The sequence below is a fragment of the Kitasatospora paranensis genome (assembly GCF_039544005.1).
GTDB lineage: Bacteria > Actinomycetota > Actinomycetes > Streptomycetales > Streptomycetaceae > Kitasatospora > Kitasatospora paranensis.
On record NZ_BAABKV010000001.1, the window covers coordinates 5,537,200 to 5,553,016 of the forward strand.

Annotated in this window: 10 protein-coding genes and 2 pseudogenes; 4 read left to right on the forward strand and 8 right to left on the reverse strand. The window is 72.0% G+C overall.

Annotated features, from left to right (window positions below; genetic code table 11):
• The first annotated feature begins 125 nt into the window (after positions 1 to 125).
• Positions 126 to 1,736: a citramalate synthase gene (gene cimA, locus ABEB13_RS26515; protein WP_345707483.1), complete on the forward strand. Its 1,611-nt coding sequence runs from the start codon at positions 126 to 128 to the stop codon at positions 1,734 to 1,736.
• A gap of 103 nt (positions 1,737 to 1,839) precedes the next feature.
• Here cimA and ABEB13_RS26520 read toward each other — a convergent pair whose 3' ends face one another.
• The 8 genes and pseudogenes from ABEB13_RS26520 to ABEB13_RS26555 form a co-directional block, all read right to left on the reverse strand.
• Positions 1,840 to 2,424 carry a GTP-binding protein gene (locus tag ABEB13_RS26520; protein ID WP_100888428.1) on the reverse strand — a complete coding sequence of 195 codons (585 nt, stop codon included), beginning with the start codon at positions 2,422 to 2,424 and terminating at the stop codon, positions 1,840 to 1,842.
• Complete coding sequence (locus ABEB13_RS26525) at positions 2,405 to 3,034, reverse strand: DUF742 domain-containing protein (protein ID WP_345707484.1); 630 nt, start codon at positions 3,032 to 3,034, stop codon at positions 2,405 to 2,407. The genes ABEB13_RS26520 and ABEB13_RS26525 overlap by 20 nt, the downstream gene beginning before the upstream one ends.
• Before the next feature lie 172 nt (positions 3,035 to 3,206).
• A pseudogene (locus ABEB13_RS26530) lies at positions 3,207 to 3,619 on the reverse strand (roadblock/LC7 domain-containing protein).
• A 10-nt stretch (positions 3,620 to 3,629) separates the two neighbouring features.
• A complete protein-coding gene (locus tag ABEB13_RS26535) occupies positions 3,630 to 7,037 on the reverse strand; it encodes a sensor histidine kinase (protein WP_345707485.1) in 3,408 nt (1,135 codons plus the stop codon).
• Between the two features lie 367 nt (positions 7,038 to 7,404).
• On the reverse strand, positions 7,405 to 7,989 hold the full coding sequence (locus ABEB13_RS26540; protein WP_100888425.1) for a GTP-binding protein: 585 nt from the start codon (positions 7,987 to 7,989) through the stop codon (positions 7,405 to 7,407).
• Positions 7,970 to 8,419: a DUF742 domain-containing protein gene (locus ABEB13_RS26545; protein WP_100888424.1), complete on the reverse strand. Its 450-nt coding sequence runs from the start codon at positions 8,417 to 8,419 to the stop codon at positions 7,970 to 7,972. Before ABEB13_RS26545 ends, ABEB13_RS26540 begins: the two co-directional genes overlap by 20 nt.
• 140 nt (positions 8,420 to 8,559) lie before the next feature.
• Positions 8,560 to 8,972, reverse strand: a pseudogene (locus ABEB13_RS26550) (roadblock/LC7 domain-containing protein).
• 10 nt (positions 8,973 to 8,982) lie between these two features.
• A complete protein-coding gene (locus tag ABEB13_RS26555; protein ID WP_345707486.1) occupies positions 8,983 to 12,540 on the reverse strand; it encodes a sensor histidine kinase in 3,558 nt (1,185 codons plus the stop codon).
• 519 nt (positions 12,541 to 13,059) lie between these two features.
• Here ABEB13_RS26555 and ABEB13_RS26560 point away from each other — a divergent pair.
• The 3 genes from ABEB13_RS26560 (at position 13,060) to gltX (ending at position 15,752) form a co-directional block, all read left to right on the forward strand.
• A complete protein-coding gene (locus ABEB13_RS26560) occupies positions 13,060 to 13,296 on the forward strand; it encodes a hypothetical protein (RefSeq protein ID WP_100888422.1) in 237 nt (78 codons plus the stop codon).
• 157 nt (positions 13,297 to 13,453) lie between these two features.
• On the forward strand, positions 13,454 to 14,254 hold the full coding sequence (locus ABEB13_RS26565) for a fumarylacetoacetate hydrolase family protein (protein ID WP_345707487.1): 801 nt from the start codon (positions 13,454 to 13,456) through the stop codon (positions 14,252 to 14,254).
• Entirely contained in the window at positions 14,247 to 15,752 is a 1,506-nt protein-coding gene (gene gltX / locus ABEB13_RS26570) for a glutamate--tRNA ligase (RefSeq protein WP_345707488.1), read from the forward strand. The genes ABEB13_RS26565 and gltX overlap by 8 nt, the downstream gene beginning before the upstream one ends.
• Positions 15,753 to 15,817: the final 65 nt, after the last annotated feature.

Here is a 15,817-nt window from a genome sequence, read left to right on the forward strand (position 1 = left end):
CCCGGACCGGCCGAAGCCCCCACAAGGGGCGGAGGGACACCGGGAGCGCGCGGGATGCTGGACAGTGGAGCCGGTCCCCAGACCCGGCAACAGCAGTACCTCCACCGAACGGAGAACCCAGGGCCATGACCGAGGCCAGCAGTCACCCCAACGACAGCTTCCACGTCTTCGACACCACGCTGCGCGACGGCGCCCAGCGCGAGGGGATCAACCTCACCGTCGCGGACAAGCTGACCATCGCCCGGCACCTGGACGAGTTCGGCGTCGGCTTCATCGAGGGCGGATGGCCCGGCGCCAATCCCCGTGACACCGAGTTCTTCGCCCGTGCGGCCGACGAACTCGACCTCAAGCACGCCCGGCTGGTGGCCTTCGGCGCCACCCGGCGGGCCGGCGGGAAGGCCGCGGACGACCCGCAGCTCGCCGCCCTGGTCAACTCCGGCGCCCCGGTCGTCACCCTCGTCGCCAAGTCGCACGACCGGCACGTCGAACTCGCCCTGCGCACCACGCTCGACGAGAACCTGGAGATGATCCGCGACAGCGTCACCCACCTGCGCGAGCAGGGCCGCCGGGTGTTCATCGACTGCGAGCACTTCTTCGACGGCTACCGGGCCAACCCGCAGTACGCGCTGGCGGTCGTCCGCACCGCCCACGAGGCCGGCGCCGACGTCGTCGTGCTCTGCGACACCAACGGCGGCATGCTGCCGCTGGGCGTCCGCGACATCGTCGCCGAGGTGCTGGCCGCCACCGGCGCCCGCCTCGGCATCCACGCCCAGGACGACACCGGCTGCGCGGTCGCCAACACCCTCGCCGCCGTCGACGCCGGCGCCACCCACGTGCAGTGCACCGCCAACGGCTACGGCGAGCGGGTCGGCAACGCCAACCTCTTCCCGGTGGTCGGCGCCCTGGAGATCAAGTACGACCGGCGGGTGCTCCCGGAGGGCCGCCTCGCCGAGATGACCCGGATCTCGCACGCCATCGCCGAGGTGGTCAACCTCGCGCCCTCCACCCACCAGCCGTACGTCGGCTTCTCGGCCTTCGCGCACAAGGCCGGCCTGCACGCCTCCGCGATCAAGGTCGACCCCGACCTGTACCAGCACATCGACCCCGAGCGGGTCGGCAACACCATGCGGATGCTGGTCTCCGACATGGCCGGCCGGGCCTCGGTCGAACTCAAGGGCAAGGAGCTCGGCTACGACCTCTCCGCCGACCGCGACCTGGTCGGCCGGGTGGTCGCCAAGGTCAAGGCGCAGGAGAACCTGGGCTACACCTACGAGGCCGCCGACGCCTCCTTCGAACTGCTGCTGCGCGACGAGGTCCGCGGCCGCCGCGAGCGCTTCTTCGCCCTGGAGTCCTGGCGGACCATCAGCGAGCAGCGGGTCGACAACGGGGCCGACAACGAGGCCACGGTCAAGCTCTGGGCCAAGGGCGAGCGCCGGATCGCCACCGGGGAGGGCAACGGCCCGGTCGACGCGCTGGACAAGGCGCTGCGCACCGCGCTGGAGGGGATCTACCCGCAGCTCGCCAAGTTCGAGCTGGTGGACTACAAGGTCCGCATCCTGGAGGGCCAGCACGGCACCGGGTCGAAGACCCGGGTCCTGATCGAGTCCTCCGACGGCGTCGTGAGCTGGTCGACCGTGGGCGTCGCGGACAACGTCATCGCGGCCTCCTGGCGGGCCCTGGACGACGCCTACACCTACGGGCTGCTGCGGGCCGGCGTGGAGCCCGGCGAGAGCTGACGGGCACTGACGGGCACGGCCCGGGTGCGCCCGGAATGCCGCAGGGGCGCGGGGATGGTTCCCGCGCCCCTGTTGCGTGCTGTGCGCCGCCCGTCCGGCCCGGTTACCGCAGGCGGGCGAGGAGGGCGTGCTCGACGAGGGTGATCAGGGCGCTCTTGGCGCTGTCGCGGCGTCGGGCGTCGAGGGCGATGACGGGGGTGTCGGGGCCGAGCTGGAGGGCTTCGCGGACTTCGTCCGCGGTGTGGGGCTGGTGTCCGTCGAAGCCGTTGAGGGCGACGACGAAGGGGAGTCCGCTGTTCTCGAAGTAGTCGAGGGCGGGGAAGCAGTCGGCGAGGCGGCGGGTGTCGACGAGGACGACGGCGCCGATGGCGCCGCGGACGAGGTCGTCCCACATGAACCAGAAGCGGTCCTGTCCGGGGGTGCCGAAGAGGTAGAGGATGAGGTCTTCGTCGAGGGTGATGCGGCCGAAGTCCATGGCGACCGTGGTGGTGGTCTTGCCGGAGACGTGGCTGAGGTCGTCGATGCCGGCGCTGGCGCTGGTCATGACGGCTTCGGTGCGCAGCGGGTTGATCTCGGAGACGGCGCCGACGAGGGTGGTCTTGCCGACTCCGAAGCCGCCGGCGACGACGATCTTCGCGGAGGTGGTCGCGCGGTTGGCGGAGGCCGCGTTAGAGCTTGCGAAGTCCACTGAGGACCCTTTCGAGCAGCGTGACGTCGGGCTGGTTGCCGGATTCGCCGCCGGCAGCGGGCTGGTGGATGGTGACCAGGCCGGCCTCGGCCAGGTCGGCGACGAGGATGCGCGCCACACCCAGCGGCAGGTCGAGCAGCGCGGAGACCTCGGCGACGGACTTGACGTCGGTGCAGAGGCTGCAGATCCGCTGGTGCTCGGGCAGCAGGGTGGCCAGGCGGCCCGGGTCGACGCTGGCGGAGACCAGGGCCTCGATCGCCAGCTCGTACCGGGGCCTGGTGCGTCCGCCGGTCATCGCGAACGGCCGGATCAGCGGGCCGGAGTCGGCCTCTTCCTCGTCCTCGACGTGTCCGGGTTCCTCGGGAACCTGTTCAGGGAACGCCTCGGGCCCCGGGTAGCTCTGGTAGCCGGACCCCGGCTGGGCGTAGCCGCCCTGGACGGGGTGCTGCTCGCCGTAGGGCTGGGTGAAGTACTGCCGGCCCGACGGGTCGGCGTACGGCTGCTGCTGGTACGGCTGCCCGTGGCCGACGCCGGGAGCTCCGAACGCGTCGTGGCCGGTACCGGGGTACGGGACGCCGTACTGACCGCTGCGGTCGTCTGGCGGTGTCACGGTCCTCTCCTCACAAGGTGCGGCGATGCGGTGCTGGCCCGGACACGGGGGTGTTCGGGCCGGTGGTGCGTAGGCCGTACAACGCCCGAACCCGAGTCCGCCGGCGGGTGCCGGAGGACTCGGGGACGGGCAATGAGGTCATACGAATACCAGGACGGTATCCGACGAACCGTCAGTGCAGCAGGCTGCCCTGGAGTTCTGCCCGGAGGGCGGGGGTGAGGACGGCGCCTGCGCGGTCGACGAGCAGGGCCATCTCGTAGCCGACGAGGCCGATGTCGGAGTCGGGTGCGGCGAGCACGGCCAGGGCCGAGCCGTCGCTGACGGCCATCAGGAACAGGAAGCCGCGCTCCATCTCGACGACGGTCTGGTTGACGTCGCCGCCCTCGAAGATCCGGCTGGCGCCGGAGGTCAGCGAGGTGAGGCCGGAGGCGACGGCGGCGAGCTGGTCGGCCCGGTCCCGGGGAAGCCTTCGGACATGCAGAGCAGGAGACCGTCGGCGGAGACCACCACCGTGTGCGACACCCCGGGGGTGTTGTCCACGAAATTGGTGATCAGCCAGTTCAGGTTCTGTGCGGCCTGGCTCATCTGACTCAACTCAACGCTCCTGGTGGTTCGAGCCGCCGAAGAGATCGGTGCTGCTGTTCTGGTTGCCGCCACGACCCTGGTTCGGGTCCACGCGGAAGCTGCCGGTGGCCCCCGGGTCACCGCCGGCGTTGCGGCCCTGCTCGACGCCGCGGCGCAGGTTGGTCAACCGGCCGCGCACCTCCTCCGGGTTGCGGGAGACCTGGGGGCCTTCCTGCGGTCCGGGCTTGGCGTTGCCGGGCACGAGGTTCTGCTTGGGCACACGGCGCGGCAGGCCGGACGGCGTGGTGCCGCTCGACGAGGGCTCGCGCACCTGCTCGGCGCGCTGCCAGCTGCCGTCGTTGGCCGACTGCCACGGGCTGGACGAGCCGGTCGGACCGGTCGGGCCGTAGCCGCCGAGTCCGGACACCTCGTGGCCGCGGGACTCCTCCGCGCCGGAGGTGTCCTTGGCGCCGGTGAACCAGTTCTTGGTCTCGCCGGCCGGCTGGCCGGCGAAGCCGCCGCCGCCACCGGCCAGCTGCTGGCCCGGACGGCGCTGCGGCAGGCCGGAGCCCGAGCCGGAGTCCGCGACCGGCGCCGGCGGCAGCGCGGGCTGCTCGTCCACGCCGTACGGGTGGCCGCCGGCCTGCCCGTCCTGGTAGCCGTAGCCCTGGTAGCCGGTGTCCTGGTAGCCCTGCTGCTGCGGGACGCCGTCGTAGCCGCCCTGGGCGTACTGCGGGTCCTGGTAGCCGTCGTAGCCGTCCTGCTGCGGGTACTCCTGGCCGTAGCCGGCGTACTCGCGGCCGTACGGGTCCTGCTGCGGCTCCGCGTAGTCCTGGCCGTAGGGCTGCTGGTAGTCGCCCTGCTCGAAGCCCTGCTGCGGGTACTCCTCGGCGTAGGCCTCGGCGTACGGCGCGTCGGTCTCGATCGCCTCGGCGTCGATGACGTCCTCGCGGGGGCCGGCCTCCAGGGCGGTGCGACGGGCCTCGTCGAGCCGCTGCGAGCGCTGCATGGACTCCAGCGCCGGGCTGAAGCCACCGGAGGCGACACCGGTCAGGTGGTCGTCGAAGCCGAGCTCGGCGGCGCTGCGCTGGCCCTGCCAGCCCTCCTGCCAGCTCTCCATCGGCTCCTGCTCGGAGAAGATCCGGGAGACGGTGAACTGCTCCTCGGGCTCCGTGGGGGCGTTCATCTGGGTCAGGAACTGCGGGAGCATCACCAGGGAGGTGGTGCCCGCGGACTCGCCCGAGGGGCGGAGCTGGACGCGGATGTCGTGGCGCTGGGAGAGCCGGCCGACCACGAACAGGCCCATGCGGCGGGAGATGGTGGCGTCGACCGTGGGCGGCTCGGCCAGCTTCTCGTTGATCTCGGCGAAGTCGTCGGCGGTGAGGCCGATGCCCTTGTCGTGGATCTCCACCAGGACGCGGCCGTCCGGCAGGCGGGTGGCGTTGACCAGCACCCGGGTCTGCGGGCTGGAGAACGTGGTGGCGTTCTCCAACAGCTCGGCGAGCAGGTGGACGAGGTCGGTCACCGCGGCGCCGACGACCTCCGCCTCCGGGATGCCGGCGAGTTCGATGCGCTCGTACTGCTCCACCTCGGAGGCGGCGGCGCGGAGCACGTCGACCAGCGGGACGGGGGTGTTCCAGCGGCGGCCCGGCTCCTCGCCGGCGAGGACGAGGAGGTTCTCGCCGTTGCGGCGCATACGGGTCGCGAGGTGGTCCAGCTTGAAGAGGTTCTCCAGCTGGTCCGGGTCGGCCTCGTTGTTCTCCAGGTCGGTGATCAGCGCCAGCTGGCGCTGGATCAGGCTCTGGCTGCGGCGCGACAGGTTGGAGAAGATCGCGTTCAGGTTGCCTCGGAGCAGGGCCTGCTCGGCGGCGAGCGACACGGCCTGCGCGTGGACCTGGTCGAAGGCGCGGGCGACCTCGCCGATCTCGTCGCGGCCGCTGAGCGGGATCGGCTCGACCGAGGTGTCCACCCGGTCCGGGTCGGTCTTGGAGAGCTTCTCGACCAGGTCCGGGAGACGGTGGTTGGCGATGTCGAGCGCGGCGGTGTTCAGGGTCCGCATGCCGAGGATCATCGAGCGGGCGACGAAACCGGTGAGCAGGCCGGCCAGGGCCAGCGAGATGAGCACGATGCCGGTGTTGAGCGCCATGTCGGTCTGGGCGCCGGACTTGATGTCCGACGCGTCGCCGACGACCTCGGTGAGGAGCGAGGACTCCGCGGTCCGCAGGGCGGTCATGTGGCTGGCGCTGGCCTGCAGCCAGTTGCCCACGGTCAGGCCCTGGGCCTTGGCCTCCTCGAACACCGCGTCGGCGGCGGCCTTGCCCTTGGTCTGGCCGGCGCTGGCCGCCTCGGAGTAGCCGAGGCCGATGTTCATCAGGCCGGTCATGGTCGGGATGGTGCGGCCGTCGGGCATCCGCAGCGGGCTGCGCTGGTCGGCCGAGGCCTGCTGGACGAGGGCGTCCGCGTAGACCTTGGCGTCGTCGGCGGTGGAGCCGGTGTTGAACTCGCTGATCGCGGTCTGCTCCAGCTTGGAGGCCACGAGCAGGGACATGATCATGTCCGTGTTCTCGTACTTGGTGACCGAGTCCTTGGCGATGCCGGCCAGCAGGTTGAGCATCAGCGCGCGCTGGGTCGAGGCCGAGGCCTTGGCCAGCGACATCGCGTAGATCGCGCGGCCCTTGCTGGTGACGTCCGAGCTGCCGAAGCCGACCGAGTTGTCGATGGCCAGCAGCGGCGCGAACATCACGGAGTACGCGGCCTGGGTGGCGGTGGCGAACAGCTCCGGCTTGTACGCGTTGTCACGAAGGTGCGGCAGGTCGACGACGAGCTGCTGGAAGGCCTGGTTGCGGCGCTGCAGCGTCGCGTCGTCGGAGATCTTCGCGTAGGCGCTGTTGTACGCGACGAGCGCCTCGTCGGTCTTCTTGCGCAGCTTCGCGACGATGCCCTGCGGGTCGTCGCCGGCCACGATCGGCACGATCGTCAGGTCGCGCTCGCTCTCCAGGGCGTCCGCGAGGTCGGTCGCGGCGTTGGCGAGCTTCGCGGTCTTCACCGCGCGGTCGGCCTTGGTGTAGTTGTCGAACGAGGTGTTGACGCGCAGACCGCCGAAGACCAGGCCGATGACGACCGGGATCAGGAGGATCGCCACCAGGCGGGTCGGCACGCGCCAGTGCCGCGGGGCCAGGAAGTCGTACCGGCCGCCGCTCTTCCCGTCCGTGTCGGCGGCCGCGGCCGCCGTCCGGGGCCGGGGTGCCGACGGGCCGGGGCCCGGGGCGCCGCCCGGGCCGCTGAGTATCTGGGTCGGCGGCCCCGCGTTCCCGCGGGCCGGCCGTTCGTCCGCAGCGGTGAACGCGGAGAACCCGGCGGGAGCCTGGCCGTTCGTGCCCGGCTGGTTCTGGCGGGGCTCGGAACGCCGCTGCGGGGTGTCTGGCTGCTTACGCCTCACTCGACAACAACCTCTCGGCCGATGGTGCGGCCATGGATCAATCCAGCGGCACCCCCGCCGGCCGCAGCCCGCTGCGCTGGGTGGAACTGCCTGGGGTGACTACGGGGTAGCTGGAATTTCAGCACGTGCAGGGTTGGGGGACAAACAGCGCTTCCCGCCCGAGACGTGCGGAAAAAATCGGACATAGTGGGGCAGTTGCGGGCAAGTCGAAAGGTCGACAGTGCACTATGGATCGACTTCGTGACGCCGAGTCACAGTTGATCTCGAAATGCCTACCGAACTGTTATGCACGGATAAAGACGTGCCCGCTCCTGCGCCCGGCAGGGCACAGGAGCGGGCACGCACTGTCATCCGTGGGATCCCTCCGTCACCGCAGGCGGGCGAGGAGGGCGTGCTCGACGAGGGTGATCAGGGCGCTCTTGGCGCTGTCGCGGCGTCGGGCGTCGAGGGCGATGACGGGGGTGTCGGGGCCGAGCTGGAGGGCTTCGCGGACTTCGTCCGCGGTGTGGGGCTGGTGTCCGTCGAAGCCGTTGAGGGCGACGACGAAGGGGAGTCCGCTGTTCTCGAAGTAGTCGAGGGCGGGGAAGCAGTCGGCGAGGCGGCGGGTGTCGACGAGGACGACGGCGCCGATGGCGCCGCGGACGAGGTCGTCCCACATGAACCAGAAGCGGTCCTGTCCGGGGGTGCCGAAGAGGTAGAGGATGAGGTCTTCGTCGAGGGTGATGCGGCCGAAGTCCATGGCGACCGTGGTGGTGGTCTTGCCGGAGACGTGGCTGAGGTCGTCGATGCCGGCGCTGGCGCTGGTCATGACGGCTTCGGTGCGCAGCGGGTTGATCTCGGAGACGGCGCCGACGAGGGTGGTCTTGCCGACTCCGAAGCCGCCGGCGACGACGATCTTCGCGGAGGTGGTCGCGCGGCTGGGGGAGGCCGCGTTAGAGCTTGCGAAGTCCACTGAGGACCCTTTCGAGCAGCGTGACGTCAGGCGCACCGCCGGACTCGCCCGCGGCAGCGGGCTGGTGGATGGTGACCAGGCCGGCCTCGGCCAGGTCGGCGACGAGAATACGAGCGACCCCGAGCGGGACACCGGCCAGCGCCGAGATCTCGGCGACGGACTTGACCTCGCGGCAGAGTCCGACGATCCGGGCGTGCTCGGGCAGCAGGCCGCCCGAGCGCTCGGCCGAGCCGGTGGTCGAGATCAGCGCCTCGATCGCCAGCTGGTACCGCGGCCGGGTCCGGCCGCCGGTCATCGCGTACGGGCGTACGAGCGGCTGCTGCTCGTAGCCGCCGGACTGCTGCCCACCGTAGCCGCCGGCCTGCTGGCCGCCGTAGCCGCTGCCGTACCCGTTGCCGTACGAGCCGGCCGGTGTCGGGGGCGGGGTCATAAGTCCTCCTCGTGCTGCCGCCGTTCGCAGCGGGGTTCCAGCCGGGCGGTGCCGGCTGGGGCGGTCGGTCGCCCGGAGGCGGCCGATGGTCGGTGCGCCCGACCAGGCGGGCCGGGCGCATTGCGGGATCGGGGCGTGGATCAGTGCAGCAGGCTGCCCTGGAGTTCTGCCCGGAGGGCGGGGGTGAGGACGGCGCCTGCGCGGTCGACGAGCAGGGCCATCTCGTAGCCGACGAGGCCGATGTCGGAGTCGGGTGCGGCGAGCACGGCCAGGGCCGAGCCGTCGCTGACGGCCATCAGGAACAGGAAGCCGCGCTCCATCTCGACGACGGTCTGGTTGACGTCGCCGCCCTCGAAGATCCGGCTGGCGCCGGAGGTCAGCGAGGTGAGGCCGGAGGCGACGGCGGCGAGCTGGTCGGCCCGGTCCCGGGGAAGCCTTCGGACATGCAGAGCAGGAGACCGTCGGCGGAGACCACCACCGTGTGCGACACCCCGGGGGTGTTGTCCACGAAATTGGTGATCAGCCAGTTCAGGTTCTGTGCGGCCTGGCTCATCTGACTCAACTCAACGCTCCTGGTGGTTCTGGCCGAAGCCGTCGAAGCCGTGCTGCTGCTGGCCCTGTGCCGGGGGCTGGCCCTGGCCCGCCTGGCGGCCCTGCTGGATACCGCGGCGCAGGTTGGTCAGCCGCCCGCGCACCTCCTCCGGACTGCGGGAGACCTGCGGACCGGTCAGCGGCGCCGCCTCGGCGGTGCCGGAGACCAGGTTGGCCTGCGGGGTGCGCCGGGGCAGGCCCGACGTGGTCAGCCCGCTGGTCGAGGGCTCCCGCACCTGCTCGGCGCGGCGCCAGCGCTCGTCGTTGGCGGACGGACGCCAGGGGGCGTCCGGTGCCTCGCGGCGGGGCTGGCCCGCGCTCTGCGGCTCCGAGCGGCGGGGGCCGCCCTGGAGCGGGCCGCCCGGCTGCGGCCGGGACTGCGGGGGCTGCTGGCCCTGCTGCGGCGCCTGCGGGCGCTGCGGCTGCGGTGCGGACGGGTCGAACCCGGGCGCGGTGGTGCCGGGGCGCTGCGGCCGGTACTGCTGCTCCTGCTGGTACTGCTGCGGGCGCTGACGCGCCTGCTCCGGCGCCGGCCGGGACGACTCGTCGGGGCGGAACCACTGCTGGGTGTCCTCGACGCCCGGGCCGGTCGGCAGTGCCATCGGCTGCTGGCGCTGCTGGGGAGCCTGCTGCGGCGCCTGCTGCTCGTACGGGTGGCCGGGGCCCATCTGCTGCGACGGGTCCGGCAGCACCGGCTCCACCAGGCCGAGGCCCAGCGGGTCGCGCGGGTCGATGTCGCTGGCCTCGAACTGCGGCCGGGAGAACTGCACGGTGCTCTCGACCGGGCCCGGCTCGCCGGGGGCGAACGGGGCCTGACCGCGCTGCGGCATCTGCTGCTGGGGCTGCTGCTGCTGCGGGCGGGTGGGCCGGCCCTGCTCGCCCGGGAAGCCGGGCTGCGGGCGCTCGCCGCGGGTCTGCGGGCCGTCGCCCGGGCGCGGACGCTCGGGCATCGGTCGGCGCTCGGGGGCGCCCGCGGGTGCGGACTGCTCCGGCTGGGCGCCGCGTCGCGGCAGCCCGCCGGGGCCGCCCTGGACACCGGGGGCGCCGGAGGCACCGGGCACCCGCCGCTGCTGCGGCTGGCCGCCCTGGCCCTGCGGGCCGCCCTGACCCTGCTGACCGGGGCCACCGCTCTCGCGCAGCGCCTGGCCGGCCTCGCGGGTCGGCAGGCCGGAGCCGGGGCCCCGGCCGCCCTGGGCGGGGATGCCCGGCTGCTGGTTCTGCTGAGGCTGCTGGTTCTGCTGGGGCTGCTGCGGAGCCTGCGGGCCGCCCTGGCCGAGCTGCGGACGTCCGCCGCCCTGCGGGGCACCGGCCGGGGCCTGGCCCAGTGCGGCCGCGGCCCGGCCGGCCAGCGCCTCGGCGGCGCTGGCCCGGTTGCCCTGACGCGGGGTCGGGGCGAGACCGCGCTGCTTGCCGGCGGCGCCGCCCTGGCCCGGGCGGCCGGCACGGCGGTCGGCGGAGTTGGCGACGTCGACCGGCAGCATGACGAGCGCGGTGGTGCCGCCCGAGTCGCTGGGACGGAGCTGGATGCGGATGCCGTGTCGCAGGGACAGGCGGCCGACCACGAACAGGCCCATGCGGCGGGAGACCGACACGTCGACCGTGGGCGGGTTGGCCAGGCGCTCGTTGATGTCCGCGAGGTCGTCCGGGCTCAGGCCGATGCCGGTGTCGTGGATCTCGACCAGCACGCGGCCGTCGGGCAGCGCGTGGCCGGTGACCCGGACGCGGGTCTGCGGGCTGGAGAACGACGTGGCGTTCTCCAGCAGCTCGGCGAGGAGGTGGACGAGGTCGTTGACGACGCGGCCGGCGACCTCGGTCGACGGCACCGCGGCGAGTTCGATGCGCTCGTACTGCTCCACCTCGGAGGCGGCGGCGCGGAGCACGTCGACCAGCGGGACGGGGCGGGTCCACCGGCGGCCCGGGTCCTCACCCGCGAGGACGAGGAGGTTTTCACCGTTGCGGCGCATACGGGTCGCGAGGTGGTCCAGCTTGAAGAGGCTGGCCAGCTGGTCCGGGTCGGCCTCGCGGCTCTCCAGCTCGGAGATGAGCGACAGCTGGCGCTGGATGAGGCCCTGGCTGCGGCGCGAGAGGTTGGTGAACATCGCGTTGATGTTGCCTCGGAGCAGCGCCTGCTCGGCGGCGAGGCGGACGGCCTCGCGGTGCACCATGTCGAACGCGTGCGCCACGTGGCCGATCTCGTCCGTCGAGTCGACGCCGACGGGTTCGACGGTGACGTCGACGTCGTGCGGGTCGCTCTCGGACAGGGTCTTGACCAGCTCGGGCAGCCGCCGCTCGGCGACGTCCTCGGCCGCGGCCTGCAGCCGGGTCAGCGAGCGCACCATCGAGCGCGCCACGACGGCGGCACCGGCGATGGCGACGATGAGGACGACGGCGATCAGCGCGGCGTTGATGAGGGTCTGGGTGTCGGCGTCGGACTGCAGCTTCTGCGCCTTGCCGTCCAGGACCTCCAGCAGCTGGGTCTCGATCCGCTGTTCCTGGTTGATCTTGGCGCTGGCCGCGTCGTACCAGTCCGTGTAGGTGCGCGGCTGGCTCTGCCGGATGCCGTTGGTGTTCAGCACCTGCTGGGTGTACCGGTCGGTGTCCGCGATGGTCTGGTTGAAGCTCATCGGGGCGCGCAGCCGGCGGGCCTCGTCATCGCCGTAGATGGCGGTGAAGTTGGCGAGCGCGCTCTCCTCGGAGATCTGGAGGCGGATACCGAACGTCTCGTCCGAGGTGGACAGGTCCGCGCCACCGCGCCGGGCCAGCGCGGCCGCGATCAGCGCGCGCTGCATGGAGGTGTTCTCCTTGGACAGCGCGAACTGGCTGAGCGCCCGGGTGACCTTGATCAGCTCGGTGGAGTTCGACGCGATCGCGATCTCCTCGGTGATCGAGATCAGGCCCTTGATGATGACGTCGTAGTTCAGGATCGTCGGCTGGATGTTGTCCTGGCTGGTGTACGCGCTGCCGCGGGCCTCGGAGAGCTGGTTGAGGTCCTTGCGGACCTGCAGCAGCAGGGCCTTTCCACCGGCGAGGTCCAGCTCGTCGAACTTGTCGGCGCTGGTCGCGAACGCCTTGCTGAGCTGGTCGCTCCGCTTCTGGGCGTCGACGACGTCCGGGTCCTGCTTGCCGGGGTTCGCCGTCAGCGGGCCGGCGCTGATGTCGCGCTCGGTCTCCAGGGCGTCGGCCAGCGCGGTCGCCTTCTGGGCGAGGTCCGCGAGGTCGGTCATCTGGGCCAGCTGGCTGGAGTTCTGCATCGAGGTCTGCACGCGCAGACCACCGAGCACGAGCGACACCATCACGGGGAGCAGCAGCAGCGCGATCAGGCGCGTACGGATGCGCCAGTTCCGCAGCGAGAGCCGGTTGAGGCCCTTCGCTCTGCGGTAGGTCAGTGAGCCGCGCAGGCGCGAGCGACCGCGTCCCTCGTCGGCGTTGTCGGTGCCGTCGGCAACCGTGTCGCTGTTCTGGTCGGCGGAACCGGTGGCCGCCCGGTCGCCCGGGCCCGTCATCGGCGATGCCTGGTGGGGGCCTGCCACGGGCTCGCGCGACTCCGGGTCACCCGCGGCGCCGCTGCCCCTCTTGAAACGTCCCTGCACTGGCGTCGCAACCTCTGGACCGGGCGCCCCTCCCCGCTGGCGCGGAGGGGGACGGTGTCGAGTTTTTCCGTGGCATTCCAGCACAGCCGGGGAAGTCCAACAAGGGGCGTTATGACACGGTGTCCTGGGCTACCGAACGCGCGCACCGGCTCACGGACTGTGTGGTAACCGGCCGGAATACGTCCCTTTTCGGACACTTGCCGAATACATGCCAAGTCGTGGACGGTTCGGTATGCATGCCGGATGCCCGATATGGCTGGAATGTCCCTTATTCCTCTTCGCGTGCGAGGTGCGGAATGCCGGAAACAATCGCAAAATTGTGAGCAAAATCACATCGCGATGTATAGCTTTGGTCACGGCAGGTGTGAAAGGAGATCCTTAGCCTTGGTGGGGCCGCGAGGAGCCTGCCCAGGCACCCGCCGTCCCCAAACTCCTCCCCCGAAACCAAGGTGTGACGCGATGTCCCAGCCGACGGCACTGTCGACGAAGAAGGCCCCGAACTCCACGCTCACGGCCCGGCCCACGGCCAACCCGCGTCGGACGACCCTGGCCTCCGTCGAGGACTTCGGCCAGCTCCCGGGCGCGGTCGCCTCGCAGCAGCCGGTCGAGTACTCCGCCGCGCTGCCGGAGGTCACCGCCAACCCGCGCCGCACCCAGCTGATGGTCGCCCCGGCCCCGCGCCTGCCGCTGGACTGACCTCCCGCACCCCGAGGGGCGCCCGCCGCACGCCGGCCGGCGCCCTTCGTCGTCCGGGCCCCGGGACGGCGCCCTGGGCCGGAACGGCCGGGCACCGGGCGCCCCACGCGATAGCCTGGGGAAGATCGAGCAGGTCGACGAACCGAGAGGTTGCAGGGTGCGTATCGCCAGGTTTTCCGTCCGGGAGGGGAGTCCTGCCGCGGGCAGCGTCTCCTTCGGCATCGTCGAGGGCGACACCGCGCAACCCGAGTCGATGGTGGTGCACGCCCTGACGGGCCACCCCTTCGGCCAGCCGCAGCCGTCGGGGGAGGTCTACCGGCTGCAGGACGTCCGGCTGCTCTCCCCGATGCTCCCCAACAAGATCGTCGCGGTCGGCCGGAACTACGCGGCGCACGCCGCCGAGCTGGGCCACGAGGTCCCGGACGTCCCGCTGACCTTCTTCAAGCCGTCCACCGCGGTGATCGGCCCCACCGAGGCGATCGCCTACCCGCCGTTCTCCTCGGACGTCCAGCACGAGGCCGAACTCGCCGTGGTGATCGGCCGGATGTGCCGGGAGGTGCCGCTGGAGCGGGTCCCCGAGGTGATCCTCGGCTACACCTGCGCCAACGACGTGACCGCCCGCGACGTGCAGCAGCGCGAGGGCCAGTGGGCCCGGGCCAAGGGCTTCGACACCTCCTGCCCGCTCGGCCCCTGGATCGAGACCGAGCTCGACCCGTCGGACCTGGCCATCACCTGCACCGTCAACGGCGAGCTGCGGCAGACCGGCCGCACCTCCCTGATGGTCCGCTCCGTCGCGGAACTGATCGTGCACATCTCCGAGGCGATGACGCTGCTCCCCGGCGACGTCGTCCTCACCGGCACCCCCGCGGGTGTCGGCCCCCTCCATGTCGGCGACGAGGTCGCCGTCTCCGTCGAAGGCATCGGCACTCTCGCCAACAAGGTGATCAAGCGTGGCTAACTCCACCGCGGGCTCGGACGTCCGGGTCCGCTTCTGCCCGTCCCCGACCGGCAACCCGCACGTCGGTCTCGTCCGCACCGCCCTGTTCAACTGGGCCTTCGCCCGCCACCACGGCGGCACGCTGGTCTTCCGGATCGAGGACACCGATGCGGCCCGCGACTCCGAGGACTCCTACAACCAGCTGCTGGACGCGATGCGCTGGCTCGGCTTCGACTGGGACGAGGGCCCGGAGGTCGGCGGCCCGCACGCGCCGTACCGGCAGTCGCAGCGGATGGACATCTACGCCGACGTCGCCCGCAGGCTGCACGAGGCCGGCCACGCCTACCGCTGCTACTGCACCACCGAGGAGCTCGACAGCCGCCGCGAGGCCGCCCGCGCGGCCGGCCGGCCGTCCGGCTACGACGGCCACTGCCGCGACCTGACGGCGGACCAGGTCGCCGTGTACGAGCAGGAGGGCCGCACCTCCATCCTGCGCTTCAGGATGCCCGACACCGCACTGGTCTTCGACGACCTGGTGCGCGGCCCGGTCAGCTTCGACCCGAAGGACGTGCCGGACTACGGCATCGTCCGGGCCAACGGCGCCCCGCTCTACACCCTGGTCAACCCGGTCGACGACGCGCTGATGGGCATCACCCACGTGCTGCGCGGCGAGGACCTGCTCTCCTCCACGCCGCGTCAGATCGCCCTGTACGCCGCGCTCGCCGAGATCGGTGTCGGCGCCGGCGCCACCCCGCGCTTCGGCCACCTGCCGTACGTGATGGGCGAGGGCAACAAGAAGCTCTCCAAGCGCGACCCGCAGGCCTCGCTCAACCTGTACCGCGAGCGCGGCTTCCTCCCCGAGGGCCTGCTCAACTACCTGGCGCTGCTGGGCTGGTCGCTCGCCGAGGACCGCGACATCTTCGACCTCGACGAGATGGTCGCGGCCTTCGACGTCGCCGATGTGAACGCCAACCCGGCCCGCTTCGACCTGAAGAAGTGCGAGCACATCAACGCCGAGCACCTGCGCCGGCTGGCGCCCGAGGAGTTCGTCGAGCGGCTGGTGCCGTACCTCCAGGCCCCCGGCCTGCTGCCGGCCGAGCCCACCGCGGCCCAGCGCGAGCTGCTGGCGAAGGCGGCCCCGCTCACCCAGGAGCGGATGGTCGTGCTGAGCGAGATCGTCACGATGGCCGGATTCCTCTTCGTCGACCCGGCCGAGTTCGCCGTCGACCCCGAGGACGCCGCGAAGGTGCTGACCGCCGACGCCCGCCCGGTGCTGGAGGCCTCCGTCAAGGCGCTGGAGGCGCTGGAGGACTTCACCCCGGAGCCGATCCAGGCGGCGCTGCGCGCGGCGCTGGTGGACGGCCTGGGTATCAAGCCGAAGTTCGCCTTCACCCCGCTGCGGGTGGCGGTCACCGGCCGCCGGGTCTCGCCGCCGCTCTTCGAGTCGATGGAGCTGCTGGGCCGCGCCGAGACGCTGCGCCGGCTGAACGCCGCCCTGGAGCTCGCGCCGGCCTCCTGAGACCGGCCCCGGTGCCTGCGGGCCTGGTGCGCTGACCAGGCCTGCAGGCGCCCCGCGCGCTGCCT